We start from the raw sequence: 25,555 nt of genomic DNA on the forward strand, positions 1-25,555 counted from the left end.
GGCTCCATTCGCGTTAGAATTGGTCAATCTTTTATAACTACAATAACCTCGTAAGTCAGCATGCATCTTCCAGCACTCACGTCTCTCCGCTTCGTTGCTGCCATCATGGTCGTGCTAAGTCATCTCACTTTTCTTGAAAAAAGCGGCAACGGCACGGTTAGTTGGATTCAAAGCAATATTTTTAAGGAAGGATACATTGGTGTCACATTCTTCTTTGTACTGTCGGGGTTCATCCTGGCACATTCCTACGATTGTCGGTTCAAGGCTAAAGCAATTACGAAATGGCAGTTCCTACGCGCAAGAATAGCCCGCATCGTGCCCTTGCACGTACTGACTTTTGTCGTTGGTATATGCATAATACTGCAAGTCAGTGATTCCATTTGGATCTCGCACTTTATTGCGGTCTCAACAGCAAACCTTACCTTGATCCACAGCTTCGTGCCGGATTTGCAGTGGTATTTTTCTGTCAACTCACCATCATGGAGCATCTCTGTTGAGATGTTCTTCTATATTCTATTCCCACTATTGATCACGCTTCGAACGCGGTATTTGCTGATCTTTGGGATAGGGATTGCCGCTTTGAAGTTTGGACTACTTATTTGGCCGCAAACTTCGACCCACTTCATCCAATACGTTTTCCCTCCATTGCGCTTGGCAGATTTCGTTCTAGGCATCGTGGCCTACAGGTTGAGCCAATGTTATCAAGCATATTTGAAAGCGCGGGTACGCGAACTTCAGACTGGAAGCGTCATTTTTCTAGTTCTCACTATTATAAGTAGCTACATGTTCTCTCAAGCTGTGCGATACGATCTCTATTACGTGATCCCAATGTGCCTCATTGTCGTCGCGTTTTCGTTGCAAGTTAGCAGCCCTTGGAAATGGCTTGAAAACAAGCGATTTCTGCTCCTAGGCGAAGCTAGCTTTGCGCTTTATATGGTTCACTATCTGGTGATTTTGACTGGAGAGTATGTACGCAGTAGCCTTTTCGGCGAAGGCTCGTCAAGCTATGCAGAGATTTCAGCTGTTACGTACGTAGTCGCGAGCATTGCAATTAGCATCATATTACATTCTTACTTTGAGCTCCCAGCAAAAAACGTAGTCTTACGTCTGTTAGCGGGTGTGAGGACTCGATCAGCTGCCATTTGACAGACACACATGCAATGTTATCTGTTTGCTTTTGGACCGCCTTATGTTGATGCAGCGTACGCGCTGCCCCTGCCGAATATGCTTTTAGAGGCCATGGCACCCTCAACCGAAGCTAATGACGATAATCGATGCGTCTTTTGATCTCGCGACGGGGATTTCGCCAATCTGGTCAAGATCGATGTCCTCCGCTGTTCGAAGGTAGTCGAGCGCAAGATGGTGTGCGTTGCCACCCTAGAGCTTTGGTCAACAATTAGCTCCAACTCTTGTGCAGTGTTTTTAACATGGACATTTTGTCCTAACGGGAGGCGAGTCCTTTTCAGTAGAATGCTTGGAGTGTGCAGCAACATCATGCATGCATGCATGGCAGTTGCCGACGTTTTCCCCTCTCCCACCCGCATTCGCAACTCACCTGGAAGTACTCAGCATCATGGATTGGTTCCCCATCGTCTTCGGCACATTCAAGGTTGTCGCCCTCTCCATCGGCATGTTCTTCGCCGTCAAATGGCATTACGATCAAGGGCAGAAGAACACGGACAAGAAGATGGACAAGCGCGCGGTGCTGGTCGCAACCGGCAAGCTGACCGCCCTCTTCATGCTGGCGCTCCTGGCCCTGGGACTGCTTACCTTCTTCCTTGCCAGGCATCTCGGCCTGGACCTGGGCTTCTGATCGCAATCGTCCTCGCATCCGTGTAGTGTTTCGGCAGCAACGCAACGCCGGTCCGCCAAGATTGTCCGTTTTACAGCGTCCGCCCACCCGAACGCGGTAAAATGACGAGCCCTGGCTCAGCACCCGCCTTGCCGTACCGAATCACTTAGACATGAACGCTCCCAACGAAATCAACGCTGCCGCCATCAAGACCGGCGCGACGGAAAAAGTCACACCCATGATGCAGCAGTACCTGCGCATCAAGGCCGATTACCCCACCATGCTGGTGTTCTACCGCATGGGCGATTTCTACGAGCTGTTCCACGACGACGCCCAGAAGGCGGCGCGCCTGCTGGGCATCACGCTGACCGCGCGCGGCACGGCGAACGGCCAGCCGATCCCGATGTGCGGCGTCCCCTTCCACTCGCTCGACGGCTACCTGGCCAAGCTGGTCAAGATCGGCGAATCCTGTGCGATCTGCGAGCAGATCGGCGACCCGGCGTTGAGCAAGGGCCCGGTCGAGCGCAAGGTGGTGCGCGTGGTCACGCCCGGCACCCTGACTGACAGCGACCTGCTGCCGGAAAAGGCCGAGCGCCCGCTGCTGGCGATGTGCATGCTCTCCCAGCGCAAGACCGTCACCGTCGGCCTGGCCTGGCTGTCGCTCGCCAGCGGCGTGCTGCGCCTGATGGAATTCGCAGGCGAGCAGCGCACGGTCGAATCGCGCCTGGCGCATGAACTCGAACGCATCGCGCCGGCCGAGATCCTGCGCGCAGACTGCGCCGACCTGTTCGAATCCGAGCCGGTGGCGCACACCAACCGCGTGCCGGAATGGCACTTCGACGTGCTCAAGGGCCACGGCGCCCTGCTCGAGCAGCTGGGCGTGGCCACCCTCACCGGCTTCGGCGCGGACGGCATGGGCGCGGCTTTTGGCGCGGCCGGTGCATTGCTGCGCTATGCGCAGTCGACCCAGGGCCGGTCCCTGGGACACGTGAAAAGCCTGGCCTGCGAAACGGAAAACGAATACATCGGCCTGGACGCCGCCACGCGCCGCAACCTGGAGCTGACCGAAACCATCCGCGGCCAGGAATCACCGACGCTGTTCTCGCTGCTCGACGGCTGCCGCACCGCGATGGGTTCGCGCCTTCTGCGCCACTGGCTGCACCATGCGCGCCGCAACCAGCGCGTGGCCCGCTCGCGCCACGAGGCGATCGAAGCGCTGGCGCAGGCCGACGCGATCCACGGCTTGTCCAGCACGCTGGCTAACGTGCCCGACATCGAACGCATCACCACCCGCATCGCCCTGCTGACGGCACGACCGCGCGACCTGTCCTGCCTGCGCGACGGCCTCAAGACCTTGCCGGCCCTGCGCGAGGCGGTGGCGCGCTGCTTCATCCCGGGCGACACCTGCCTGCTGCGCGAGATCCACGACCTGCTCGCGCCACCCGATGACTGCCTCGACCTGCTGTCGCGCGCGATCGCGGAAGAACCGAGCGTAATGGTACGCGACGGCGGCGTGTTTGCGCGTGGCTTCGACGCCGAGCTCGATGAACTGCGCGCGCTGTCCGAGAACGCCGGCCAGTTCCTGGTCGACCTTGAAACGCGCGAGCGCGCCCGCACGGGCATTGCTAACCTGCGCGTCGAGTACAACCGCGTGCACGGTTTCTACATCGAGGTCACCAACGGCCAGGCCGACAAGGTGCCGCTCGACTACCAGCGCCGCCAGACCCTCAAGAACTGCGAGCGCTACATCACGCCGGAACTGAAGGCTTTCGAAGACAAGGCCCTTTCGGCCCAGGACCGCGCGCTGGCGCGCGAGAAGATGCTGTACGACGTTCTGCTCGCCGACCTTGCGCCCTTCATCGTCAGGCTGCAGGAAGTCGCCGGCGGCCTGGCGCAGCTCGACACCCTGGTCGCGCTCACCTCGCACGCGGTGCGCAACAACTGGTGCGCGCCGCAACTGGTGGACGAGCCCTGCCTGCACATCGTCGAAGGCCGCCACCCGGTGGTGGAAAACCAGATCGAGCGCTTCATCGCCAACGACTGCGCCCTGGCGGACGAGCGCCGCATGCTGCTCATCACCGGCCCGAACATGGGCGGTAAATCGACCTTCATGCGCCAGGTGGCCTTGATCACCCTGCTCGCCTACGTCGGCAGCTACGTGCCAGCGACGCGTGCAACCATTGGCCCGATCGACCGCATCTTTACCCGTATCGGCGCCAGCGACGACCTGGCCAACGGCCGCTCGACTTTCATGGTCGAGATGACCGAGTCGGCGGCGATCCTGAACGGCGCCACCGAGAAGTCGCTGGTGCTGATGGACGAAGTGGGCCGCGGCACCTCGACCTTCGACGGCCTGGCGCTGGCCTGGGCCATCGCGCGCCACCTGATCGAGACCAGCCGCAGCTTCACGCTGTTCGCGACCCACTATTTCGAGCTGACCCAGCTGCCCGAGACCCACGCGAGCGCGGTCAACGTGCACCTGTCCGCGGTCGAGCACAAGGACAGCATCGTGTTCCTGCACGCGGTGCAGGATGGCCCGGCCTCGCAGAGCTACGGCCTGCAGGTGGCGCAGCTGGCTGGCGTGCCGCCCGCCGTGATCCGCGCCGCGCGCAAGCACCTGGCGCGCCTCGAATCGCAGGCGCTCGACACGACGCCGCAACTGGACCTGTTCGCCGCGCCCTGCGACGAGCCTGAGGAAGCGCCGGCCGGCGTCGATGCGGCGGCAGGCGATGGTCGCGACAATGAACTGTCGAAAGCCCTGGCGGCAATCGATCCCGACGCCTTGACGCCGCGCGAGGCGCTCGAACGCCTCTACGAGCTGAAGAGGCTCGCGGCCTGATGCCGGCGCGCCGCCCCTTCCTCGTCGCCAGCCTGCTCGCGGCAGCCGTGCTTGCGGCGCCGGGCGCCGCGCGCGACAGGAAGAAGGCGGCGGAAGTCGTCAAGGATCCGGACGCACACCATTTCGCCGTCGTGGGCCACCGCGCGCTCGAGGGCGGCGAAGCGGCGCTGAAGGAAGTGCTCGCTGAGGCGAAGGACGAGGACCTCGCCTTCCTCGTCGTCACCGGCATCAAGGGCGAACAGGAAGCCTGCGGCGACCGCGTCTACCAGAAACGGCGCGACCTGTTCGACAAGGCGGCACGCCCCGTCATCCTGTCCCTCAGCGGCAGCGACTGGACCGGCTGCCGCAACTCGGCCGGCCGCACCAATGCCATCGAACGCCTGAACCGGTTGCGTGAGCTGTTCTACGGCGAACCGGAGTCGCTCGGCAAGGACAAGCTGCCCGTCACACGCCTGTCGAGCAGCCCGCGTTTTCGCAGCTATGCCGAGAATGCGCACTGGCAGGTGGGCAAGGTCATGTACGCCACCATTAACCTGCCGGCCGCGAACAACCACTACCTGCCGGCGGCGGGACGCAACAGCGAATACGAAGACCGGGCAGTGGCCAACCGTTTCTGGCTGAACCGCCTGTTCGCGATCGCGAAGCAGGACAAGGTGGACGCAGTGGTGCTGTTCGCCGAAGGGAATATGCAGCCGCTGCTGCAGCCCGCCAACGGCCTGCGCGCCCTGCTGCAGCGTACGCCGACCGGGCACGACGGGTTCGCCGACACGCGGCGCCAGGTGCAGATGCAGGCGGCCAAGTTCAGGGGGCGGGTGCTGGTGGTGGACAGCGCCGGGCTGCCGAAGGATACGCGACCGGGGATCGAGTGGCGCGGGAATCTGGGTCACTTGTCCGTCGGGGCGCACGCGGTGGAGCTGCGGGTGGCGGGCAAGGGGGAGAATGTGTTCAGCCTTGGGGACGTAATGCGCTGAGCGCGTTACGTGAGTGGCTGATCATGCAAATTTGATCCCGGCCTTCGCCGGGATGACGGTCTATAGGGTAACGGGCGAATATACGCTAGCGCGCTTCTAGCGTTAGCCCAAGCACGTCGTTCCGGCGAAGGCCGGAACCCAAGTTTGGTCCGCAGCCCGCAGCGCATCAGAGCGCCGCAGGCGCGAACGACAAATTACAGCGGCTGACTACGGAAGTGATCACCCTCTTCGCTGTCATCCATCTCGCCATGGTGGTGGCCATGCGCGCCATGCACGTGGCCGTGGGCGATTTCTTCAGCGGTGGCTTCGCGCACGTCGATCACCGACAGGTCGAAACGCAGCGCCATGCCGGCCAGCGGGTGGTTGCCGTCCAGGACGACCTTGTCGTCCGCGATGTCGGTGACGGTGAAGATGGTCGGTTCGTCGTCCACGCCTTCAGCCACGCCTTCGAACTGCATGCCGACTTCGAGCGGCTCCGGCAGGCGTTTGCGGTCTTCGACCTTGACCAGTTCCGGATCGTAGTCGCCGAAGGCATCTTCCGGCTCGACCTGGATGGTCGACGAGTAGCCGGCTTCCTTGCCGTCGAGTTCTTCTTCGATCTTCGGCAGGGTGTTTTCGTAGCCGCCGTGCAGGTAGACCATCGGCTGGGAGCCCTCTTCGATGAGGTTGTTCTGGGCGTCCGACAGTTTATAGTTGACCGACACGACCGTATTCTTGGCAATCTTCATCGCACATCCTTTCGTAGTAAGCTGCGGATTATACCCCCCGCCCGTCTATAACACTTGTCTCGCTGGTTATAATGGCGCATGAAAAAATTACAGCTTCTCGGGAACATTACTCCCGCCCAATTCCTGCGCGATTACTGGCATAAGAAACCACTGCTGATCCGCCAGGCCATTCCCGGCTTCAAGCCCCTGCTCACATTCTCGAAGCTGGCCGAGCTCGCCAAGCAGAACTACGTCGAATCGCGCCTGGTCACCCTGCGCGACGGCCAGTGGGACATGCAGCACGGTCCGCTTACCGAATTGCCGGCGCGCAGCGAGCGCGAATGGACCATGCTGGTCCAGGGCGTCAACCTGTACGACGAGCGCGCCGACGAGCTGCTGCGCCAGTTCCGCTTTGTGCCCGACGCACGCCTCGACGACCTGATGGTAAGCGTGGCCGGCGACGGCGGCGGTGTCGGCCCCCACTTCGACTCGTACGACGTGTTCCTGCTGCAGGCCCAGGGCAAGCGCCGCTGGAAGATCAGCGCCCAGCAGGACCTGAGCCTGGTCGAAGGCCTGCCGCTCAAGATCCTCGCCAACTTCGAGCCGGAAGAAGAATTCGTGCTTGAGCCGGGCGACATGCTCTACCTGCCGCCGCACTACGCCCACGACGGCGTCGCCGAAGGCGAATGCATGACCTATTCGATCGGTTTCCGCTCGCCGTCCTACCAGGAGCTGGGCGAAGCCTTCTTGCAGTTCATGGCCGATTCGATCGACCTGCCCGGCCGCTACGCCGACCCCGAACTGCAGCTGCCGAAGAACCCGGCCGAGATCCCGCGCGAGATGCTCAGCACCATCACGGAAGAGCTCAACAAGGTGCGCTGGGACGAAGAAGACGTCAGCATCTTCCTGGGCGAATACCTGTCCGAGCCGAAGCACAACGTGTTCTTCACCGGCCCGGCCAAGCCGCTGACCGTGGGCCGCTTCATGGAGACGGCCGGCAAAAAGGGCCTGAAGCTGTCGAGCAAGACCCTGATGCTCTACCGCGGCAAGAATGTCTTCATCAATGGCGAATCCTTCGCCGTGGGCCGCGCCGACAAGGCGGTTCTGGACGTGCTGGCCAACGAACGACGCCTGGACGGCGCCCTCCTGGCGAGCGCCACCGACGATGTGCTGGAAGCGCTGTACACCTGGTACCAGGACGGCTGGGTCGAACTGGGCTGACGGGAAAAGACCATGCAGGAACAGAACACGACGCGTTTCGATACCCGGGCGGAATTCGAAGCGCAGTTCCGCGCCTGCCTGGCCGCCGCCCGCACCCGCCTCGACCTGTTCGATCCCGACTTCGCGGTCTTCCCGTTGGGCTCGATCGAGGTCGATGCAGCGCTACGCGATTTCCTGAAGCGCGGCGGCGTGCTGCGCCTGGCGATGCATACGAGCGCCTACATCGAACGCCACTACCCGCGCTTTATCCGCCTGCTGCGCGACTACAGCCACCTGATTGAATGCCGCGCCACGCCCAAGACCCTGAAACAGCTGACGGATTCGTTCTGCATCGTCGACGAGGTCCACGTCCTGCGGCGTTTCCACAGTGAGCACATGCGCGGGGAAGCGGCATTTGGCTCGCCTGGCGCCGTCGACCTCCCGCGCCACCGCTTCGACGCAATTTGGGAAGAGTCAAAAGCTGCTCTTCAGTCAACCAGAACCGGCTTGTGAACGTTATAAGCAGGCCGAGCCTTGCGAGCCGTACTAGTGGTTGCATCTTGTAACAATATGAAGCTTATACGATCGCAAATTACTTTCGCCAGAGCATGAGTTTGCTATTGCGATTCAGTAAATTTGGCTATAATATCAGGTCAGGAAGGTTCCGTTGCCTATCTGGCAGTATTGCTTTCTTTGAAAGCACGAGAATTCCTCTGAGCAATAATTACCGGTAATTATTATTCAAACAAGCAGTATTTACTTTTGAAATATTAAGGAAAATCATGAAAAAATCCCTGCTGATCGTTTCCCTGATGGCTGTTGCTCTGGCTGCTTGCAGCAAGAAAGAAGAAGCTGCTCCTGCTGCTCCGGCTGCTGTCGAAGCACCGGCTGCAACCACCGACGCTGCTGCAACCACCACCCCGGCCGCTACCGACGCAACCGTCGCTGCTCCGGCTGACGCTGCTGCTGCCGCTTCGGCTGCTGCTTCGACCGCTGCTGACGCTGCTGCTGCTGCTTCGACCGCTGCTTCGCAAGCTGCTGACGCTGCTGCAACCAAGTAATCAGCGCGATCTGATTCAGAACCGGCCTGCGGGCCGGTTTTTTTTCGTCCTTAAGTTTTATGTTCTTGGCGGCGATACGAACTTGGATCCCGGCCTTCGCCGGGATGACGTGCTAAGAATATGGTTTGTATTTGCACCACCACTGCTCGAACCGTCCTTCCGGCGAAGGCCGAAGTGATGCCACTGGCATCACTTCGCCCAATTCCCATCCAAACCAGCAGCGCATAAAAAAACCGGCCATCAGGCCGGTTTCTCATCAAGCGCCGAAACGCCCGCGTATTACTTCAACTCATCCGACAGCAGCTTCAGGATCTTCGCCCCGGTCTCGCCGGTCTCCGACTTCCCGTCATTGGTCTGCACGGTCACCTGGCTGGTCGACGCGCCCTGCTCCGCCTTGACGAGCACGCGGTAGCGCTGGGCTTCCTTGGCCTTGTCCTCGGCGCTGCCGAAGGTGAACAGCTTCTTGAGGAAGCCTTCCTTGTTGGCCGCATCCGGATCGACATAGCGGACGAAGTACACGCCCTGCACGCGGTCGCGGTCTTCGACGGTGAAGCCGACGCGGTCCAGCGCCAGGCCGACGCGGCGCCAGGCGCGGTCGAAGCCTTCGTTCAGTTCCACGGCATTGCCCACCAGCGTGGCCTGTTGCGGCGCCACCGGCGCATTCGCAACCATGGTCTCGGCCTGTTTGGTTTCCTTCACGCCGGTCAGCTGCGCCACCAGGCGGCCCAGGAACTGCGACTCCAGGCCCGGGTCGTTCGGACGCACGGTCCAGATCGTGGTTTCCTTCTGTGCACCCTGCAGCACTTCTTCGGCGCCGCGGTGGCTGATGTAGACCTCGGTCGAGCCGTCCGGCAGGCGCTCGAGGCGGGTGCGGAACTTGTCGCGCTCGCCGGTCGAGTAGGCGCGGTCGAACACCTTGCCCAGGGCGTTGCGGATGAAGTCCTGCGGGATCTTCGAGCGGTTCTCGACCCAGTTGGTTTCCATGGTGCCGGTCGTGACCGACTCAGTCTCGATGGCGAAGCCCTGGTTTTCCCAGAACTGGCGCAGCTGCGGCCACAGTTGTTCCGGGGTCTGCTTGACCACCAGCCAGCGCTGGTCGCCGTTGCGCTGCACGCTCACCGCCTCGGTCGAGACCGGGCCGATGGCTTCCGTCGAACCCGCCACCGGCGCCACGCCGGGCTGGCCGGCGCGCTGCTGCTGGAAGCCCGACGCGGTGGCCACGCCCTTGCCGTCCGGGACGGCGTAGCGGTTGTCGCGCTGCAGCGCGGTCAGGTCCGGCGGGACTTCGAGGTTGGCAGCCCGCTTGGCGCCCCGGTAGTCGACTTTGTCCGATTCGAAGATGGTGGTGCAGGCCGAGAGGCTCAGCGCGATGGCGGTAAGCGTCAGCACGCGCGCGGCGGCAGGAGTCGTGTTAGTGCGGTTAGTCATGGCTTTCGATATCAGGTACTGGAAACCGGAACCCGCGGGTTCAGGCAGTGAGAAGGCCCGCCTGGGCCAGTGCGCCACGCACGGTATCGTGGTACGAAGAAGAGAGCGGCGCCAGCGGCAGGCGCAGGCCGAACGGGATCTTGCCCATTTCGCCCAGGGCCCACTTGACCGGAACCGGGTTCGGTTCGACGAACAGCTTGGCGTGCAGGTCGAGCACGCGGTTGTTGATCTCGACCGCGCGCGCCACCTCGCCGGCCATCGCGGCCACGCACAGTTCGTGCATCGCGCGCGGGGCCACGTTGGCGGTCACCGAGATGTTACCGGCGGCGCCGCAGAACATCAGGGCCATCGCGGTCGGATCGTCGCCCGAGTACACCGCGAAGGATTTATCCACCATGCGCAGCAGCTCGATGCCGCGGCCGATGTTGCCGGTGGCGTCCTTGATGCCGACGATGTTGTCGATCGGCGCCAGGCGCGCGACGGTCTCGTTGCTCATGTCGGCAACGGTACGGCCCGGGACGTTGTACAGGATGACCGGCAGGTCGACCGCTTCCGCGATCGCCTTGAAGTGGCGGTACATGCCTTCCTGAGTCGGGCGGTTGTAGTACGGGACCACCTGCAGCGTGGCGTCGGCGCCGACCTGCTTGGCGTGGGTGGTCAGGGCGATGGCTTCAAGGGTCGAGTTGCCGCCGGCGCCGGCGATCACCGGGATGCGGCCGCGAGCGTGTTCCACCGCGATCTTGATCAGTTCGGCGTGCTCCTCGGGGGAGACAGTGGCCGATTCGCCGGTGGTGCCGACGATCACGATGCCGTCGGTGCCTTCCGCGATGTGCCAGTCGATCAGCTTGCGCAAGGAATCGCGGTCAAGACTGCCGTCCTCGAACATCGGGGTGACGATTGCTACGATGCTGCCCTTAATCATATGCGTTGGCCGTGCCGGAAAGTAAATAAAAGTCTGATTGTAGCGGATCGCCCGCCACTATGGTTCATTCGCGACCACATTATGGTCGAGCTTTGCCTCGGTTTTGGCAAAGGCCGGGCCAGCCGCGCACAGGCGCTGTACCTGTGCCGGATGCGGGCGGTCGACATGGCCGTCTTCATAGGCCAGCACCTGCAGCCCGCCCTCGCGTGCCAGGCCGAGCAATTCCCCAGGCGCCAGCAGGAAGTTTGGATTCGATGGCTTACCGTAGATCTGGTTCCCCTGCGCAAAGGTCTCGTAGACCAGGATCCCGTCCGGGCGCAGGCTGGCGGCCAGCTGCGCGAACAGCGGGCGGTGCAGGTAATTGGTGACCACGATCAGCGAGAAGCGCCCCGCTTCGAAGGGCCAGACGGCACCCTCGGCTTCCAGGTCGTGCTGCAGCGTGGCGACCTTCGGACCGGCCAGCGCGGCCAAGAACTCGGCATTGCGGTCGAGCGCGGTCACCTGCAGGCCGCGCGCCGCCAGGTAGCGCGTGTGGCGGCCACTGCCGCAGGCCAGGTCAAGCGCCTCGCCGGCTGTCGCCAGAGGCGCAAAGCGCGCGACCCAGGGCGAGACCGGCAGGTTCATCATGTTCATGGCGGATCAGCCGAACAGGAACTGCAAGGGCAGCGACAGCACCAGCAAGAGCTGCAGCGCGATGTTCTGCAGGCCAATGATCCACCAATCGAGCAGGCGCAGGAACACCAATGCCAGCACGATGATGAAGCCATAGCGCTCGAGCTGCGAGAAGCGGTAGGCCAGCGGACGCGGCAGCGCGCTGGTCAGGATCCGCCCGCCGTCGAGCGGCAGGATCGGAATCAGGTTGAAGGCGAACATCAGCAGGTTGACCTTGACGCCGGCCACCGCCACCTCGTGCAGGAAGCCGTCGTTGCCGGAGAAGTTGGCCACCAGGGTCGCCAGCACCAGCCAGCCGAAGCCCATCACGAGATTGGCGGCCGGACCCGCGAACGCCACCAGGGCCGAGTGCAGGCGCGGATTGCGCAGCGCGCCGAAGTCCACCGGCACCGGCTTGGCATAGCCGAAAGTGAACGCGCCCTGGGTGCCGAAATACAGCAGCAGCGGCATGGCGACGGTGCCGAAGGGGTCGATGTGCTTGAACGGATCCAGCGTCATGCGGCCCGCGACAAAGGCGGTGGCATCGCCGTATCGCTTGGCTGCGAAGGCGTGGGCGGCTTCGTGCAAGGTGATTGCGAAGATCAGGGGTAGTGCATAGACCGTAACGGCCCGAATCATTTCATCCATGACAGGATTCTATCAGAGGCGGGGAGCCCGGCCATTAGGGGATGCTGAAGGCCCCCGCCGGGTTCGTGAATGGACGGTTTACAGGCCGAATGCGGCGGGGTCGCCCCTGCCCTCGCGCACCAGTTCCGGCGCCGGGCCGGTCAGGTCGATGACGGTGGTCGCTTCCAGGGTGCCGGCGCCGCCGTCGATCACCAGCTCGATCTGCTTGCCGAGGCGCTCGATCACTTCGTCCGGATCGGACAGCATGTGGTCGTCGCCCGGCAGCTGCAGCGTGGTGCCGATCAGCGGCTCGCCCAGTTCTTCGAGCAGCGCCAGGAGGATCTGGTTCTCGGGGACGCGCACGCCGATGGTCTTGCGCGACGGGTGCGACAGGCGGCGCGGGACTTCGCGCGTCGCTTCCAGGATGACGGTGTAGGGCCCCGGCATGGTCGCCTTGAGCAGGCGGTACTGGGTGTTGTCGACGCGCGCGAAGTGCGCGATCTCGGACAGGTCGCGCACCAGCAGCGTCAGGTGGTGCTTGTCGTCGACGCCGCGGATGCGGCGCAGCTTCTCGACCGCGTTCTTGTCGTCGAGCCGGCACACCAGCGCATAGGCCGAGTCGGTGGGCGCGGCGACGATCCCGCCCGAGCTGATGATCTGCGCAGCCTGCTTCACGAGGCGCGGCTGCGGGTTCTCGGGGTGGATCTGGAAATGTTGGGCCATCGGTGGTCTTTCTTCTTGTTAGCGAAGCGCCTGCAGCGCGGCGATGCGCTGCTCCATCGGCGGGTGGGTCGAGAACAGGGCGCCCCAGCCGCCGCCGCTGCCCGAGATGCCGGACGCGGCCATCGACGAGGGCAGCGCGCCGGGCGCCAGGCCGCCGAGGCGGGCCAGCGCATGCTGCATCGGCACCGAAGAGCCGATCAGCTTGGCGGAGCCGGCGTCGGCGCGGAATTCGCGCTTGCGCGAGAACCAGGCCACGATGATCGAGGCCAGGATGCCGAACACGATTTCGCACACGAACACGGTCACCATGTAGCCGATGCCGGGACCGCGGTCCTCGCTGCGGAAGATCAGCTTATCGACAAAGAAGCCGACCACGCGCGCCAGGAACACGACAAAGGTGTTCACCACGCCCTGGATCAGGGTCAGCGTGATCATGTCGCCGTTCGCGATGTGCGCCACTTCGTGGCCGAGCACGGCCTCGACCTCGTCCTGGTTCATGTTGGCCAGCAGCCCCGTGGACACCGCCACCAGGGCCGAATTCTTGAAGGCGCCGGTGGCGAAGGCGTTCGGCTCGCCCTCGTAGACCGCGACTTCCGGCATGCCGATGCCGGCGCGCTCGCTGAGGCGGCGCACGGTATCGACCAGCCATTGTTCGGTGCCGTTGGCGGGACGTTCGATGACGCGCGCGCCGGTCGACCACTTGGCCATCGGTTTGCTCATCAGGAGCGAGATGATCGAACCGGTGAAGCCGACCACCAGCGAGAACACGGCGAGTGCGCCGACGTTGATCCCCTGCCCCGTCACGGCGCGGCCCACCCCGAGCAGGTTGAGCACGAGCGACACCACCAGCACGACGGCGAGGTTGGTGGCGAGGAACAGAACGATGCGTTTCATGGACGGGCCTCCTGGCAGCTTGAAGATGTCAGGCTGCCAAGATTGGGCTGTTCAGCAGGATTTTCAAGTAGGGTGGGCGGATTCCGCCCACGCGGTCAACGGTCGCCGCCCACCCTACCTAGAACCAGTCGTGCCAGACCGGCGTCAGGCCGGCCGGCAGCGGCGGCAGCTCGGCGAACTCGACGCGCGACTCGCCCGGCGCGTGGAAGTCGGTCCCGCGCGAGGCCAGGAAGCCGTAGCGCCGCGCCAGCTCGGCATAAGTCTGGTACTGGTCCGGCGTATGGCTGCCGGTGACGACTTCGATGGTATTGCCGCCCAGCTGGCGGAACTCGTCGAACAGCGCGCCTTCGGCCGTGTCGCTGAAGGGGTAACGTCCCGGATGGGCGATGACCGGAATGCCGCCGGCGCCCTTGATCCAGCCGACCGCCTGGGCCAGGGTCGCCCAGCGGTGCGGCACATAGCCCGGCTTGCCTTCGGTCAGGTATTTACGGAAGACTTCCGAGGTCGAGCCGCAGGCGCTGATCTCCACCAGGTAGCGGGCGAAGTGGGTGCGCGAGATCAGGTCCGGGTTGCCGACGTAGCGCAGCGCGCCTTCGTAGGCCCCTGGAATGCCGGCATCGGCCAGCTGGGCCGCGATTTCCTTGGCACGTGCCTGGCGCCCGTTGCGGGTGGCGGCCAGGCCCTCGATCAAGTCCCGGTTGTCCTCGTCGACCTGCAGGCCGACGATGTGCACGGTCTCGTTCGCCCAGGTGACCGAGATCTCGACCCCGGCCACGAAACGCATGCCGAGCTCGCCCGCCGCCTTGCGTGCGGCCTTGATGCCGCCGATTTCGTCGTGGTCGGTCAGCGCCCAGACGTCGACCCCGCTCTGGCGGGCATAGGCCGCGACGGCCTCGGGAGCGAGCACGCCGTCGGAGACGTTGGAATGGCAGTGAAGATCGACTTTCATGTCACGGCAAAGACAATGGCTCTGGAGCGGCACATTGTACGCGCCAATCGGCCTGCCGTGCTGCCGGGAATAAGCTCTTTGCCCTCAGTTGGACTGCAGCATCGAGCGCACCGTGCCCTCTTTGGCCAGCACGTAGTCGTGGCCGGCGAGCACCAGGTTGGTGGTCGGCTGGATGACCTTGATGTTCACGAACACGGCTTCGCGGGTTTCGGCGTAGGAACCAACGACGACGGCCTGGGCGTTGTGGCTGTGGGCGACGTCGCCGATCTCGCGGGTGAGCATCAGTTCGCCCTGGTTCCGCTTGAGGTAGACGCTGTTGCGAAGCTTCATTTCCAGCATCTTCATGCCGCCCTGCGCCAGGCGGGTCGACAGTTGCTCGGACACGAGGCGGCCCAGCATCGAGGTCTGCTCAAGGGCGTCGATGTTGACGATGGTCGCCATGATCAGGGGCTTCTCGTCGCCCAGCTTGCCGCGCAGCTGCAGCGCCAGCGCATCGGCGGCGCGGTAGTTGGCGGCAACGAAGGCGTTGGCCGAGACCGAGGTGTAATTGGTGTCTTCCTGCGGCTGGCTCGAGCAGGCGCCCAGCAGCAGCGGCAGGGCCAGGACGGCGGCGCGAAGGATCGTGGAACGCATCATGGCTTCAGTGGTTGCGGACCGCGAAGGTCTTGGATGGCTGGAAGGCGGCGTCGTACAGGGCGCGGTCGCTGTCCGTGGTGTAGTACACCGCGGTACTGCGCGCGTAGTAGCGCGCATCGTCGGCCAGCGACAGGTTGACGATGATCTCGGTCTGCGGTGTGTCGCCGGTGGCGAACTGCGAGCGGAACCAGGCATAGGCGTCCTGGCCGGCGATCGCTGCCGTGGCCAGCCACTCGATGCTGTGGTCGATGCCGGTCAGCACCCAGGCGCCGGCCACCAGCGCGGTGCGCTCGCCGGCGAACTTGTACTGCGGGCGCTTGGGCGAGAACGCTACCACCTGGGTGTCGAGTTCGATGCGCAGCGTGTTCGCGTCCGGCACCTTGACCACGATGTAGCCGTCATACACCAGCGCCGTCACCAGGTGGGCGCTGACGCCCTGGGCGAACGCGCTCGACTGCTGCGACGTCACGTACAGCGGGCGGCGCGCATTCACCTTCAGCGATGGGCCGAGCTGGCTCGCCATGTGGCGCGCGATCACACCCCAGTGGGCGGCTGCCTGCAGCTTGGCCTGCTGGGTGCTGGGGAAATTGGTGGCTACCGGGGCCGGGCTGTAGGGAACGGCGCAGCCTGCCGTCAGGATGGCGCCGCAGAGCGCGAGGCCGGCTCGAAATCGCATGTGTGTCCTGTCAGTCTGTCTCGATGGCGCCGGATGGCGCGGGGTTCGGGATGGGACTGTAGCACAGGCGTTTCTCTGCGGCAATTCGCGTTGGGTTTGGTGAGGGCTGCTTACAACGCCGGCACGTCCTCTCCGGTCAGGAAGGCTTCGATCATCCTTGCCAACAACTCCGGCTGATCGTGATGCAGCATGTGCCCCGCCCCCGGCATCATGCGCGCCGTAACCTTCGCCAGGTGCTCGCGGCGGCGGTCGATTTCCGCCCGGGCCTGCTCCTTCGGCCCCATCCAGCGCCACATCTCGGTTTCTTCGGCCTCGATCCACAGCACCGGCGCCGTGATCTGGGTCCAGCAGGCCAGCACTTCGTCCGCGTGGTACAGCAGCGGCCCGGTCATCTTGTGCGCCGGGTCGCCCAGGATGCGCCACTGGCCGTCGGCGTCCAGGGCGGACCAGTGCCCGGCCAGGAAGGCCGCGCGCTCGGCGGCAAGACGCGGGTTGGTCTTCTGCAGGCGCGCCGCGACCTCTTCCAGGCTGGCGTAGCCGCGCATCTCGGGCCTGGCCTTCAGCTCGTCCAGCCACTTGGCGTAGCGGCCCGGCGCCTGCGAGGGCCGGGTCGCCGGCAGGCCGAAGCCTTCCAGGTTGATGAGTTTGGCAATGCGCTGCGGCCGGATGCCCGCGTACAGGCTGACGATGTTGCCGCCCATGCTGTGGCCGAGCAGATTGATTTTCTCATCCGGTGCGTAATGGTCGAGCACCGCTTCCAGGTCGGCCAGGTAGTCGGGGAACCAGTAGGTGTCCGACTGCGCGCGTTCGCTCAGCCCGAAGCCGCGCCAGTCGAACGCGATCACGTGCCAATCCCCCGCGAGACAGTCGACCACGAACTGGAACGAAGCGGAGACGTCCATCCAGCCGTGCTGCATGAAGATCTTCGGGGCGCCTTCGCGGCCCCAGTGGCGCACGTGGGTACGCAGGCCGCGCACGGTGAGGAATTCGGAACGGGACGGGATCATGGATTTTATGCCAAAAAAGTACGACCGTTCGCATTATAGCGCCCCGCTTGATATTCCGCTCGCCAGCCCCATCTTCCACCGACCGGACGATGGCAGGCGCAGGGATTACAATAGCGGCATTCCCACGCTTCCAACGAGCACATCCATGGCGATTTACCAGCTGGGCGAGCACGCCCCCGAGATCGACGCGTCAAGCTTCGTGGCCGATTCGGCAACCCTGATCGGCAAGGTCACGCTCGAGGCCAATGCCTCGGTGTGGTACGGCGCGACGCTGCGCGGCGACAACGAACGCATCACCATCGGCGAGAACAGCAATGTGCAGGAAGGCACGGTCATGCACACCGACATGGGCTTCCCGCTCACGCTGGGCAAGAACGTGACCGTCGGCCACCAGGCCATGCTGCACGGCTGCACGGTCGGCGATGGCTCGCTGATCGGCATCCAGGCAGTCATCCTGAATGGCGCCCGGATCGGCAAGGGCTGCCTGGTGGGCGCCGGCGCCCTGGTCACCGAGGGCAAGGAGTTCCCGGACGGATCGCTGATCCTCGGTTCCCCTGCCAAGGTGGTGCGCACCCTGACGGAAGAAGACCTGCTGCGCCTGCAGGCCAGCGCCGCGAGCTATGTGGCGCGCGGCCAGATGTTCAAGGCGCAGCTCAAGAAAATCGGATAAAGAATGACCACTGAAAACCGCGATACCCTGCAAAAATTCATCTTCGATAACGCTGCCGTCCGCGGCGAGCTGATCGAGATTTCCGACACCTGGCGCGAGATCCAGGCCCGCCACGCCTACCCGAAGGCGGTGCGCACGGCGCTCGGCGAGATGGTGGCGGCCAGCGCCCTGCTCTCGGCCAACCTGAAGTTCAACGGCGCCATCGTGATGCAGATCTTCGGCGACGGCCCGGTGCGCCTGCTGGTGGTCGAGTGCGACGCCAACCTGCGCATCCGCGCCACCGCGAAGCTGGCGCCGGACGCCGAGATCGGCGAGAACGCGACCCTGGAGCAGATGTTCAATGCCCACGGCAAGGGCCGCTTCGTGATCACCCTCGACCCGGTCGACAAGGTGCCGGGCCAGCAGCCCTACCAGGGCGTGGTGCCGCTGATCGGCGAGGACATGGCGACCGTCATCGAGAACTACATGCTGCGCTCCGAGCAGATGGACACACGACTGTGGCTGGCGGCCGACGACCAGGTCTCGCGCGGCATGCTGCTGCAAAAGCTCCCGCGCCACAGCGGCAAGGACGACCAGCAGAAGCAGGCGTCGGAAGCGGAAGACCTGGAGACCTGGAACCGCGCCGTCATGCTGGGCCAGACCCTCAAGCGCGACGAACTCCTGAGCACCGGCATCGAAACCCTGCTCAAGCGCCTGTTCTGGGAAGAGACGATTCGCGTATTCGACCCGCAGCATCCGCAGTTCCACTGCAGCTGCACGCGCGAGAAGGTCGGCAACATGCTCAAGATGCTGGGCCAGGAAGAAGTCGACTCGGCCCTGGCCGACCTGGGCGAGCTGGGGATCAACTGCGACTTCTGCGGCAAGCACTACGCCTTCGACAAGGTCGACTGCGCCCAGCTGTTCGCCAGCGATACCCCGGTCGAAACCATGATGCCGCCGAGCGGTTCCATCAACTGAGCATCAACTGAGTCAAGCAAGGACTGTTGGACGATGAAGGACACGCCCCGTAGCGCATTCCCCCATTTCCTGGCGATCCCCACACGCTGGATGGACAATGACAGCTACGGGCACGTCAACAACGTCAACTATTACAGCTTCTTCGACACGGCGGTGAACCGCTACCTGATCGACGAGAAAGTCCTGGATATCCACCAGGACGGCATCGGCGGCCTGGTGGTGGAAACCGGCTGTTCCTACTTCAGCTCGATCTCTTTCCCGGACACGGTGCACGCCGGCGTACGGGTGGCAAAACTAGGCAACTCCAGCGTGCGCTACGAGATTGCGCTGTATCGCAACGACGATCCCCTGCCCTCCGCGGCCGGGCACTTCGTCCATGTCTACGTCGACCGCGCGACCGATCGGCCAACGCCGATCCCCGCCAGGGCCCGCGCCGTACTCGAGCGCCTCATGCCCGCCTGAACAGGTCTTGCCCGATCCTGTCGGGATTCCTTACAACATGATTCCTACGGTTAATGACTTTTAAGTAAGTCATTGATTCGTTTAACATTTTACAGTCTGGCATGGATTGTGCTACATGACTGGAATTTAACGTAAGGAAAGGTTCCTAATGCGCAAGGTTGTAGCAGGTTTATGCTTGATGGCCGGCATCGCCGCCTCGTCGGTCGCCGGAGCGACTGTACTCAACGGTACGATCGCCAACTTCGATGGTGACAAGGATGGCGTCGCGGACGACCTGAACATCGCGCGGATCACGTTCACCGTGAGTGCCGGCACCCAGGTCTTCTTCGATTCCCTGGTACGCGAATCGACTGGCGTTGACCTGAACGGCGACAGACACATCACCGGTTTCGACAGCTACATGATGCTGTTCGACGCTGCCGGAAGGACGCTGACCATCAACGACGATGCGCCGGGCGCCACGGCTGACGGCTCGGTCCATCACTTCGATGCCGCCATCCGCTGGACCTTCGCACAGGCCGGTACCTACATGGTCACGATCGGCCAGGGCACCTACTTCGCGCACGAAGCCCTGCGCGGCTTCGAAGCCAACCGCCCTTACGATGCCTTCATCGGGAACGAGAACTTCGGCGCCTGGCGCCTGACCATGACCGCCAGCGGCGGAACGCTGTCGAACGTGGCGCTAGATGGCGTGTCCGTCTCCGAGGTGCCGGAACCGGCGTCCCTGCTGCTGCTGGGCGCCGGACTCGCCGGTGTCGCGGCGGCACGCCGCAAGCGCGCCACCCGCGCATAAGCCTGCGCCTCATGACGGGATCCACAGGGTCCCGTCGCCTCCTGCACCAGAAACGAACCGGGACACTCAAAATACGTATTTTCTCCAAGGGTGCTAAGCTGATGCCTCTTTGACAGTGTTGTCATTCCATACAAACACTCACCGTTGACCTGAGGAGAAACACGATGCACATGGATACCGGAATCGGCACCGAAGACCGTGCCAAGATCGTCGAATCGCTGTCGACCGTCCTTGCGGACGCCTACATGCTGTACCTGAAGACCCACAATTTCCACTGGAACGTCACCGGGCCGATGTTCTCGACCCTGCACGTGCTGTTCGAGGAACAGTACACCGAACAGTGGAATGCCCTGGACGAGATCGCCGAGCGCATCCGCGCCCTGGGCCACTTCGCACCGGCGACGTCGCGCCGCTATGCCGAACTGTCGAGCATCAAGGAAGAACCCGAAGTGCTGTCGTCCAAGGAAATGATCCGCCAACTGGTGGAGGGCAACGAAGTCCTGATCCGCACCCTGCGTGCGAGCGTCAAGGTAGCCGACGAGCTGGACGACTTCCCGACCGCCGACATGCTGACCACCCGCATGGAAGTGCACGAGAAGAACGCCTGGATGCTGCGCTCCTTCCTGGAGCAAGGTGCCGGCGCGCAACAGGGCGACGCTTCGTCGGACTGATCGCGGCATACGCCAACAAAAAACGCGCCGAAAGGCGCGTTTTTCGTTTCCAGGGAAGAATTGTAGGGTGGGCGGCTTGTGAATCGTGCCACTGGCACGATTCACCCCACGCGGTGATAGTTGTGATATGGACAGCCGCACGGGCTGCAGTACTGTGATTTGACCGCGTGGGCGGAATATAGTCCACTGGACTATATTCCCCCGCTCACCCTACGGATGAGCCGCGGTTTCTAAGTGATCGGCATTCGCCGGAGGGCGCGTTTTTCGTTGAAGCGGGGCCCGTTTCAACCGCGGCCGCCCGACATGTGCAGGTCGACCACCTTCATGATCTCGAGCGTGAGATCGAGGTTGAATTCGTCGGCCATCAATGCGGCCTGCAGTTCCTCGCGCGGCATGCCGACGGCCGCCGCCAGCTCGCCCAGGGCGGGGGCCTGCGCCACGGCGCGCATCGCCGCCGTGATCGCGGCGCCCTCGCCGTCCTCGAAAGCATCGGCCAGGCAATCGGCGATCGCGTCGAGCGAATCCAGGGATTTTTCTTGGGTCATATACTGCCGACGAAGATCAGTGCTTCGTCTTGTCCTTCGGTGGTGGCGGTGGCGGCGGCACGGTCATCGATTCCGCCGGCTGTTCATCCTTGCGCAGCACCTGCACGAAGATTTCATTCTGCTTGATCATGCCCAGCTCATACCTGGCGCGCTCTTCGACCGCCCCGAAACCGTCGCGCAGGTCGCGCACTTCCGATTCGAGCTTGCCGTTGCGGGCTTCCAGCATCTCGGTCTTGCGGCGGGTCTGCTCGACCTGGTAGCGCATGTCGGCGACGTCGAGCCAGCCGCCCTTCCCCAACCACAAGGGGTACTGGATCAGCAGCAGCAGGACGGCGAGTGCAATGGTAATGAGTCGCATGGACGTACAAACGAGCCGGACAACCCACAAGGGCTGCCCGGCATCGGACTTACTTCAGGTTGTAGAACGCGTCGCGGCCCGGGTAGCTGGCGACGTCGCCCAGGTCTTCCTCGATGCGCAGCAGCTGGTTGTACTTGGCCATGCGGTCCGAACGCGACATCGAGCCGGTCTTGATCTGCAGGGCGTTCAGGCCCACCGCGATGTCGGCGATGGTCGAGTCTTCGGTTTCGCCCGAGCGGTGCGAGATCACAGCGGTGTAGCCGGCGCGCTTGGCCATCTCGATGGCGGCGAAGGTCTCGGTCAGGGTGCCGATCTGGTTGATCTTGATGAGGATCGAGTTGGCGATGCCCTTCTGGATGCCCTCTTTGAGGATCTTGGTGTTGGTGACGAACAGGTCGTCGCCGACCAGCTGCACCTTCTTGCCCAGCGCGGCGGTGAGCGTCGCCCAGCCTTCCCAGTCGCCTTCGGCCATCGCATCCTCGATCGAGATGATCGGGTATTTGTCGACCCAGGTGGCGAGCATGTTGGTGAAGTCCTGCGCGCTCAGCTGGATGCCGCCCTCGCCTTCCAGGACGTACTTGCCGTCCTTGTAGAATTCGCTGGCCGCGCAATCCAGGCCCAGTGCGAAGTCCTGGCCGGCCACGTAGCCCGCCTGCTCGATCGCCTGCATGATCAGCTTGATCGCTTCTTCATGGTTGGCCACCGACGGGGCGAAGCCGCCTTCGTCGCCGACCGCGGTGTTCAGGCCCTTCGAATGCAGGATCTTCTTCAGGGTGTGGAACACCTCGGCGCCCCAGCGGATCGCTTCCTTGAACGACGGTGCGCCTACGGGGATGATCATGAATTCCTGGATGTCCAGGTTGTTGTCGGCGTGCGCGCCGCCGTTGATGACGTTCATCATCGGGACCGGCAACTGCATGGCGCCCGAACCGCCGAAGTAGCGGTACAGCGGCAGGCCGGCTTCCTCGGCCGCGGCCTTGGCGACGGCCATCGAGACGGCCAGCATCGCGTTGGCGCCCAGGCGGCTCTTGTTTTCGGTGCCGTCGAGATCGATCAGGGTGCGGTCCAGGAAGGCTTGCTCATTGGCGTCCAGGCCCATGATCGCTTCGGAGATCTCGGTGTTGATATTCTCGCAGGCCTGCAGCACGCCCTTGCCGAAGTAACGCTTGGGGTCGCCGTCGCGCAGCTCGATGGCTTCGCGCGAACCGGTCGAGGCGCCCGACGGGACGGCGGCGCGGCCCATCACGCCCGATTCCAGCAGGACGTCGCATTCCACGGTCGGATTGCCGCGCGAATCAATGATTTCGCGGCCGATGATATCAACGATAGCACTCATGTTTTTCAGTCTCCGGAAGGTAAGAATCTGGTGCGGCTAGCAGGCTAGCCCAAAACGATTGGCATTGTAACAAATGCGCGCACACACCCGGCCGCCGGGCGCATGCGCGCATTCTCGTGATGCAGTCTTACTTGAAGCTGGCTTCCAGGAAGCCGGTCTTCTTGACGATGCGGTCGATCTCGACCAGGGTCGTGAGCAGTTCCTTCATGCGGCCCAGCGGCACGGCGTTCGGGCCGTCCGACAGCGCGTTGGCCGGGTCCGGGTGGGTCTCCATGAACAGGCCGGAGACACCGGCGGCAACCGCCGCACGCGACAGCACCGGCACGTGCTCGCGCTGGCCGCCGGACGAGGTGCCCTGGCCGCCCGGCAGCTGCACCGAGTGGGTCGCGTCGAACACCACCGGGCAGTTCGATTCGCGCATGATGGCGAGCGAACGCATGTCCGACACCAGGTTGTTGTAGCCGAACGCGGCGCCGCGCTCGCAGGCCATGAAGTTATCTTCCGGCAGGCCCGCTTCGCGTGCGGCCGCGCGCGCCTTGTCGATCACGTTCTTCATGTCGCCCGGCGCCAGGAACTGGCCCTTCTTGATGTTGACCGGCTTGCCCGAACGCGCGCAGGCGTTGATGAAGTCGGTCTGGCGGCACAGGAAGGCAGGGGTCTGCAGCACGTCGACCACGCTCGCCACTTCCGGGATCATCTCTTCGTCGTGCACGTCGGTGAGCACGGGCACGCCGAGTTGCTTGCGCACGTCGGCCAGGATCTCCAGGCCCTTCTCGCGGCCCGGGCCGCGGAAGGATTTGCCCGACGAGCGGTTGGCCTTGTCGAAGGACGACTTGTAGATGAAGGGAATGCCCAGCGCGCTGGTGATTTCCTTGAGCGTGCCCGCGGTGTCGAGCGCCATCTGGCGCGATTCGATCACGCAGGTACCTGCGATCAGGAAAATCGGTTTGTCGAGGCCGACATCGAATCCGGCGAGTTTCATGCTGCATCTCCTTGCAGTGCCGACGAGCTGTTCGCCGCCACGTTGGTGTTGGCTGCCTGGTGCTTCAGGGCGGCCTGGATGAACGCCGTGAACAGCGGGTGGCCGTTACGCGGAGTCGACTTGAACTCCGGGTGGAACTGCACGCCGATGTAGAACGGGTGGACCTCGCGCGGCAGTTCCATGATCTCCAGCAGGTCTTCGTTCGGGGTACGCGCCGACACCACCAGTCCGGCCGCTTCGATCTTCGGCAGGTAGTAGTTGTTGCCCTCGTAGCGGTGGCGGTGGCGCTCGGTCACGACGTTGCCGTAGATGTCGGCGGCCAGCGTGCCGGGGTTCACGGCGCAGGTCTGGGCGCCCAGGCGCATGGTGCCGCCCAGGTCCGAGTTGACGTCGCGCTTCTCGACCTTGCCGTCATGGTTCTGCCATTCGGTGATGAGTGCCACCACCGGCTGGTCGGTTTCCGGATCGAACTCGGTCGAGTTCGCGTTCGGCAGGCCGGCCACGTGGCGCGCGTACTCGATCAGCGCGACCTGCATGCCGAGGCAGATGCCGAGGTAGGGGATGCCATTCTCGCGGGCGTAGCGGGCGGCTTGAATCTTGCCTTCCACGCCGCGCTTGCCGAAGCCGCCCGGCACCAGGATGGCGTCGTACTTGGCCAGGTGCTCGCAGCCGCGGCTTTCGATCTCTTCCGAGTCGAGGTATTCGATGTTGACGCGGCTCTCGGTATGGATGCCGGCGTGGCGCAACGCCTCGGTCAGCGACTTGTACGATTCGATCAGGTCGACGTACTTGCCCACCATGCCGATGGTGATTTCGTGCTTCGGGTTTTCCAGGGTGTGGATCAGCTTGGTCCACATCGACAGGTCGGCCTTGGGCGCGTCGATGCCGAGCGCTTCCAGGATGATGTCGTCCAGGCCCTGGTCGCACAGCACCTGCGGCACCTTGTAGATGGTGTCCACGTCCCACACCGAGATCACGGCCTGCTCTTCCACGTTGGCGAACAGCGAGATCTTGGCGCGCTCGTCGTCCGGGATGCGGCGGTCGGCGCGGCACAGCAGCGCGTTCGGCGAGATGCCGATCTCGCGCAGCTTCTGCACCGAGTGCTGGGTCGGCTTGGTCTTCAGTTCGCCGGCCGATGCGATATACGGAACCAGGGTCAGGTGCACGAAGGCGGCGCCCTTGCGGCCCGAACGCAGCGACAGCTGGCGCGCGGCTTCCAGGAAGGGCAGCGACTCGATGTCGCCGACGGTACCGCCGATCTCGACCAGCGCCACGTCCACACCTTCGGCGCCGCGGCGGATGTAGTCCTGGATCTCGTTGGTGATGTGCGGGATCACCTGCACGGTCTTGCCGAGGTACTCGCCGCGGCGCTCTTTACGAATCACGGATTCGTAGATCTGGCCGGTGGTGAAGTTGTTCACCTTCTTCATGCGGGTGCTGATGAAGCGCTCGTAGTGGCCCAGGTCCAGGTCGGTCTCGGCGCCGTCATCGGTGACGAACACTTCGCCGTGCTGGGTAGGGCTCATCGTGCCCGGGTCCACGTTGATGTACGGGTCGAGCTTGAGCATGGTGACTTTGAGGCCGCGCGATTCGAGGATCGCGGCGAGGGAGGCGGCCGCGATCCCTTTGCCCAGGGAAGACACGACGCCGCCAGTGACGAATACGAATTTGGTCATTTGTACTGAAGGTGCCGAATGG

28 protein-coding genes are annotated in these 25,555 nt (G+C 63.5%); 12 read left to right on the forward strand and 16 right to left on the reverse strand.

Features of this window, described 5'->3' with window-relative positions; all coding sequences use genetic code 11:
* Positions 1–60 precede the first annotated feature (60 nt).
* The 4 genes from LK542_RS10565 to LK542_RS10580 all read left to right on the forward strand — a co-directional run bounded on the left by LK542_RS10565 (position 61) and on the right by LK542_RS10580 (position 5,602).
* Positions 61–1,146: an acyltransferase gene (locus tag LK542_RS10565; RefSeq protein ID WP_227811872.1), complete on the forward strand. Its 1,086-nt coding sequence runs from the start codon at positions 61–63 to the stop codon at positions 1,144–1,146.
* A 427-nt stretch (positions 1,147–1,573) separates the two neighbouring features.
* Positions 1,574–1,813 (forward strand): hypothetical protein, encoded by a 240-nt coding sequence (locus tag LK542_RS10570; RefSeq protein ID WP_227799175.1) that lies wholly within the window; start codon positions 1,574–1,576, stop codon positions 1,811–1,813.
* Between the two features lie 151 nt (positions 1,814–1,964).
* Positions 1,965–4,631 (forward strand): DNA mismatch repair protein MutS, encoded by a 2,667-nt coding sequence (gene mutS, locus LK542_RS10575; protein ID WP_227811873.1) that lies wholly within the window; start codon positions 1,965–1,967, stop codon positions 4,629–4,631.
* A complete protein-coding gene (locus LK542_RS10580; RefSeq protein WP_227811874.1) occupies positions 4,631–5,602 on the forward strand; it encodes a hypothetical protein in 972 nt (323 codons plus the stop codon). The genes mutS and LK542_RS10580 overlap by 1 nt, the downstream gene beginning before the upstream one ends.
* A 194-nt stretch (positions 5,603–5,796) precedes the next feature.
* On the opposite strand, the gene LK542_RS10585 is transcribed toward LK542_RS10580, so the two are convergent.
* The gene (locus LK542_RS10585) at positions 5,797–6,330 is read right to left on the reverse strand and encodes a peptidylprolyl isomerase (protein ID WP_227799178.1); all 534 of its coding nucleotides are present in this window, start codon (positions 6,328–6,330) and stop codon (positions 5,797–5,799) included.
* Between the two features lie 78 nt (positions 6,331–6,408).
* Between LK542_RS10585 and LK542_RS10590 the strand changes: the two genes are divergently transcribed.
* From LK542_RS10590 to LK542_RS10600, 3 genes are all read left to right on the forward strand, one after another.
* Positions 6,409–7,530, forward strand: coding sequence for a cupin domain-containing protein (locus LK542_RS10590; RefSeq protein ID WP_227811875.1), 1,122 nt, complete (start codon positions 6,409–6,411; stop codon positions 7,528–7,530).
* Positions 7,531–7,542: 12 nt separating this feature from the next.
* Entirely contained in the window at positions 7,543–8,022 is a 480-nt protein-coding gene (locus LK542_RS10595) for a hypothetical protein (protein ID WP_227811876.1), read from the forward strand.
* A gap of 269 nt (positions 8,023–8,291) precedes the next feature.
* On the forward strand, positions 8,292–8,570 hold the full coding sequence (locus LK542_RS10600) for a hypothetical protein (RefSeq protein WP_227799181.1): 279 nt from the start codon (positions 8,292–8,294) through the stop codon (positions 8,568–8,570).
* Between the two features lie 279 nt (positions 8,571–8,849).
* On the opposite strand, the gene bamC is transcribed toward LK542_RS10600, so the two are convergent.
* The 10 genes from bamC to LK542_RS10650 all read right to left on the reverse strand — a co-directional run bounded on the left by bamC (position 8,850) and on the right by LK542_RS10650 (position 17,083).
* On the reverse strand, positions 8,850–9,998 hold the full coding sequence (gene bamC / locus LK542_RS10605; RefSeq protein WP_227799182.1) for an outer membrane protein assembly factor BamC: 1,149 nt from the start codon (positions 9,996–9,998) through the stop codon (positions 8,850–8,852).
* A 40-nt stretch (positions 9,999–10,038) separates the two neighbouring features.
* Positions 10,039–10,920 (reverse strand): 4-hydroxy-tetrahydrodipicolinate synthase, encoded by an 882-nt coding sequence (gene dapA / locus LK542_RS10610; RefSeq protein WP_227811877.1) that lies wholly within the window; start codon positions 10,918–10,920, stop codon positions 10,039–10,041.
* Between the two features lie 57 nt (positions 10,921–10,977).
* Positions 10,978–11,544: a bifunctional 2-polyprenyl-6-hydroxyphenol methylase/3-demethylubiquinol 3-O-methyltransferase UbiG gene (locus tag LK542_RS10615; protein WP_227811969.1), complete on the reverse strand. Its 567-nt coding sequence runs from the start codon at positions 11,542–11,544 to the stop codon at positions 10,978–10,980.
* Between the two features lie 15 nt (positions 11,545–11,559).
* Positions 11,560–12,219 (reverse strand): site-2 protease family protein, encoded by a 660-nt coding sequence (locus LK542_RS10620; RefSeq protein ID WP_227799184.1) that lies wholly within the window; start codon positions 12,217–12,219, stop codon positions 11,560–11,562.
* A 78-nt stretch (positions 12,220–12,297) separates the two neighbouring features.
* The gene (locus LK542_RS10625; RefSeq protein WP_227811878.1) at positions 12,298–12,921 is read right to left on the reverse strand and encodes an L-threonylcarbamoyladenylate synthase; all 624 of its coding nucleotides are present in this window, start codon (positions 12,919–12,921) and stop codon (positions 12,298–12,300) included.
* Between the two features lie 18 nt (positions 12,922–12,939).
* Positions 12,940–13,815, reverse strand: coding sequence for a protease HtpX (gene htpX, locus LK542_RS10630; protein ID WP_227811879.1), 876 nt, complete (start codon positions 13,813–13,815; stop codon positions 12,940–12,942).
* A 118-nt stretch (positions 13,816–13,933) separates the two neighbouring features.
* Complete coding sequence (locus tag LK542_RS10635; protein ID WP_227811880.1) at positions 13,934–14,764, reverse strand: 3',5'-nucleoside bisphosphate phosphatase; 831 nt, start codon at positions 14,762–14,764, stop codon at positions 13,934–13,936.
* An 84-nt stretch (positions 14,765–14,848) separates the two neighbouring features.
* Complete coding sequence (locus LK542_RS10640) at positions 14,849–15,397, reverse strand: FlgO family outer membrane protein (protein WP_373889510.1); 549 nt, start codon at positions 15,395–15,397, stop codon at positions 14,849–14,851.
* Between the two features lie 7 nt (positions 15,398–15,404).
* Positions 15,405–16,076 (reverse strand): hypothetical protein, encoded by a 672-nt coding sequence (locus tag LK542_RS10645; protein WP_227811881.1) that lies wholly within the window; start codon positions 16,074–16,076, stop codon positions 15,405–15,407.
* Between the two features lie 110 nt (positions 16,077–16,186).
* On the reverse strand, positions 16,187–17,083 hold the full coding sequence (locus LK542_RS10650) for an alpha/beta fold hydrolase (RefSeq protein ID WP_227811882.1): 897 nt from the start codon (positions 17,081–17,083) through the stop codon (positions 16,187–16,189).
* A gap of 145 nt (positions 17,084–17,228) precedes the next feature.
* On the opposite strand from LK542_RS10650, the gene LK542_RS10655 reads away from it, so the two are divergent.
* The 5 genes from LK542_RS10655 (at position 17,229) to LK542_RS10675 (ending at position 20,636) form a co-directional block, all read left to right on the forward strand.
* On the forward strand, positions 17,229–17,753 hold the full coding sequence (locus LK542_RS10655; protein ID WP_159702913.1) for a gamma carbonic anhydrase family protein: 525 nt from the start codon (positions 17,229–17,231) through the stop codon (positions 17,751–17,753).
* A gap of 3 nt (positions 17,754–17,756) precedes the next feature.
* Positions 17,757–18,710: an Hsp33 family molecular chaperone HslO gene (gene hslO, locus LK542_RS10660; protein ID WP_227799191.1), complete on the forward strand. Its 954-nt coding sequence runs from the start codon at positions 17,757–17,759 to the stop codon at positions 18,708–18,710.
* Between the two features lie 33 nt (positions 18,711–18,743).
* On the forward strand, positions 18,744–19,172 hold the full coding sequence (locus tag LK542_RS10665; protein ID WP_227811883.1) for a thioesterase family protein: 429 nt from the start codon (positions 18,744–18,746) through the stop codon (positions 19,170–19,172).
* A gap of 178 nt (positions 19,173–19,350) precedes the next feature.
* Positions 19,351–19,965, forward strand: coding sequence for a DVUA0089 family protein (locus LK542_RS10670; protein ID WP_227811884.1), 615 nt, complete (start codon positions 19,351–19,353; stop codon positions 19,963–19,965).
* A gap of 164 nt (positions 19,966–20,129) precedes the next feature.
* Positions 20,130–20,636: a Dps family protein gene (locus LK542_RS10675; protein WP_227799194.1), complete on the forward strand. Its 507-nt coding sequence runs from the start codon at positions 20,130–20,132 to the stop codon at positions 20,634–20,636.
* A 284-nt stretch (positions 20,637–20,920) separates the two neighbouring features.
* Here the strand turns inward: LK542_RS10675 and LK542_RS10680 are convergent, their stop codons facing one another.
* The 5 genes from LK542_RS10680 to LK542_RS10700 all read right to left on the reverse strand — a co-directional run bounded on the left by LK542_RS10680 (position 20,921) and on the right by LK542_RS10700 (position 25,533).
* Positions 20,921–21,181 (reverse strand): hypothetical protein, encoded by a 261-nt coding sequence (locus LK542_RS10680; RefSeq protein WP_227811885.1) that lies wholly within the window; start codon positions 21,179–21,181, stop codon positions 20,921–20,923.
* Positions 21,182–21,197: 16 nt separating this feature from the next.
* Positions 21,198–21,539 carry a cell division protein FtsB gene (gene ftsB / locus LK542_RS10685; protein ID WP_227799196.1) on the reverse strand — a complete coding sequence of 114 codons (342 nt, stop codon included), beginning with the start codon at positions 21,537–21,539 and terminating at the stop codon, positions 21,198–21,200.
* Positions 21,540–21,588: 49 nt separating this feature from the next.
* Positions 21,589–22,875, reverse strand: coding sequence for a phosphopyruvate hydratase (gene eno, locus LK542_RS10690; RefSeq protein ID WP_227799197.1), 1,287 nt, complete (start codon positions 22,873–22,875; stop codon positions 21,589–21,591).
* Positions 22,876–23,002: 127 nt separating this feature from the next.
* Positions 23,003–23,857: a 3-deoxy-8-phosphooctulonate synthase gene (kdsA, locus tag LK542_RS10695; RefSeq protein ID WP_227811886.1), complete on the reverse strand. Its 855-nt coding sequence runs from the start codon at positions 23,855–23,857 to the stop codon at positions 23,003–23,005.
* Entirely contained in the window at positions 23,854–25,533 is a 1,680-nt protein-coding gene (locus LK542_RS10700) for a CTP synthase (RefSeq protein ID WP_227811887.1), read from the reverse strand. Before LK542_RS10700 ends, kdsA begins: the two co-directional genes overlap by 4 nt.
* Positions 25,534–25,555 lie beyond the last annotated feature (22 nt).

The organism is Massilia sp. IC2-477, assembly GCF_020707265.1.
Lineage (GTDB): Bacteria > Pseudomonadota > Gammaproteobacteria > Burkholderiales > Burkholderiaceae_D > Telluria.

Bases quoted from the DNA above. Each gene is read 5' to 3' on its own strand.
- ftsB (WP_227799196.1), bottom strand. From the start codon at position 21,539: ATGCGACTCATTACCATTGCACTCGCCGTCCTGCTGCTGCTGATCCAG.
- LK542_RS10670 (WP_227811884.1), top strand. From the start codon at position 19,351: ATGGCCGGCATCGCCGCCTCGTCGGTCGCCGGAGCGACTGTACTCAAC.
- LK542_RS10640 (WP_373889510.1), bottom strand. From the start codon at position 15,397: ATGCGTTCCACGATCCTTCGCGCCGCCGTCCTGGCCCTGCCGCTGCTG.
- LK542_RS10635 (WP_227811880.1), bottom strand. From the start codon at position 14,764: ATGAAAGTCGATCTTCACTGCCATTCCAACGTCTCCGACGGCGTGCTC.
- htpX (WP_227811879.1), bottom strand. From the start codon at position 13,815: ATGAAACGCATCGTTCTGTTCCTCGCCACCAACCTCGCCGTCGTGCTG.
- mutS (WP_227811873.1), top strand. From the start codon at position 1,965: ATGAACGCTCCCAACGAAATCAACGCTGCCGCCATCAAGACCGGCGCG.
- eno (WP_227799197.1), bottom strand. From the start codon at position 22,875: ATGAGTGCTATCGTTGATATCATCGGCCGCGAAATCATTGATTCGCGC.
- LK542_RS10620 (WP_227799184.1), bottom strand. From the start codon at position 12,219: ATGGATGAAATGATTCGGGCCGTTACGGTCTATGCACTACCCCTGATC.
- LK542_RS10655 (WP_159702913.1), top strand. From the start codon at position 17,229: ATGGCGATTTACCAGCTGGGCGAGCACGCCCCCGAGATCGACGCGTCA.
- LK542_RS10590 (WP_227811875.1), top strand. From the start codon at position 6,409: ATGAAAAAATTACAGCTTCTCGGGAACATTACTCCCGCCCAATTCCTG.
- hslO (WP_227799191.1), top strand. From the start codon at position 17,757: ATGACCACTGAAAACCGCGATACCCTGCAAAAATTCATCTTCGATAAC.
- LK542_RS10570 (WP_227799175.1), top strand. From the start codon at position 1,574: ATGGATTGGTTCCCCATCGTCTTCGGCACATTCAAGGTTGTCGCCCTC.
- bamC (WP_227799182.1), bottom strand. From the start codon at position 9,998: ATGACTAACCGCACTAACACGACTCCTGCCGCCGCGCGCGTGCTGACG.
- dapA (WP_227811877.1), bottom strand. From the start codon at position 10,920: ATGATTAAGGGCAGCATCGTAGCAATCGTCACCCCGATGTTCGAGGAC.
- LK542_RS10700 (WP_227811887.1), bottom strand. From the start codon at position 25,533: ATGACCAAATTCGTATTCGTCACTGGCGGCGTCGTGTCTTCCCTGGGC.
- LK542_RS10675 (WP_227799194.1), top strand. From the start codon at position 20,130: ATGCACATGGATACCGGAATCGGCACCGAAGACCGTGCCAAGATCGTC.
- LK542_RS10625 (WP_227811878.1), bottom strand. From the start codon at position 12,921: ATGGCCCAACATTTCCAGATCCACCCCGAGAACCCGCAGCCGCGCCTC.
- LK542_RS10565 (WP_227811872.1), top strand. From the start codon at position 61: ATGCATCTTCCAGCACTCACGTCTCTCCGCTTCGTTGCTGCCATCATG.
- LK542_RS10580 (WP_227811874.1), top strand. From the start codon at position 4,631: ATGCCGGCGCGCCGCCCCTTCCTCGTCGCCAGCCTGCTCGCGGCAGCC.
- LK542_RS10665 (WP_227811883.1), top strand. From the start codon at position 18,744: ATGAAGGACACGCCCCGTAGCGCATTCCCCCATTTCCTGGCGATCCCC.
- LK542_RS10645 (WP_227811881.1), bottom strand. From the start codon at position 16,076: ATGCGATTTCGAGCCGGCCTCGCGCTCTGCGGCGCCATCCTGACGGCA.
- kdsA (WP_227811886.1), bottom strand. From the start codon at position 23,857: ATGAAACTCGCCGGATTCGATGTCGGCCTCGACAAACCGATTTTCCTG.
- LK542_RS10600 (WP_227799181.1), top strand. From the start codon at position 8,292: ATGAAAAAATCCCTGCTGATCGTTTCCCTGATGGCTGTTGCTCTGGCT.
- LK542_RS10615 (WP_227811969.1), bottom strand. From the start codon at position 11,544: ATGAACCTGCCGGTCTCGCCCTGGGTCGCGCGCTTTGCGCCTCTGGCG.
- LK542_RS10595 (WP_227811876.1), top strand. From the start codon at position 7,543: ATGCAGGAACAGAACACGACGCGTTTCGATACCCGGGCGGAATTCGAA.
- LK542_RS10680 (WP_227811885.1), bottom strand. From the start codon at position 21,181: ATGACCCAAGAAAAATCCCTGGATTCGCTCGACGCGATCGCCGATTGC.
- LK542_RS10650 (WP_227811882.1), bottom strand. From the start codon at position 17,083: ATGATCCCGTCCCGTTCCGAATTCCTCACCGTGCGCGGCCTGCGTACC.
- LK542_RS10585 (WP_227799178.1), bottom strand. From the start codon at position 6,330: ATGAAGATTGCCAAGAATACGGTCGTGTCGGTCAACTATAAACTGTCG.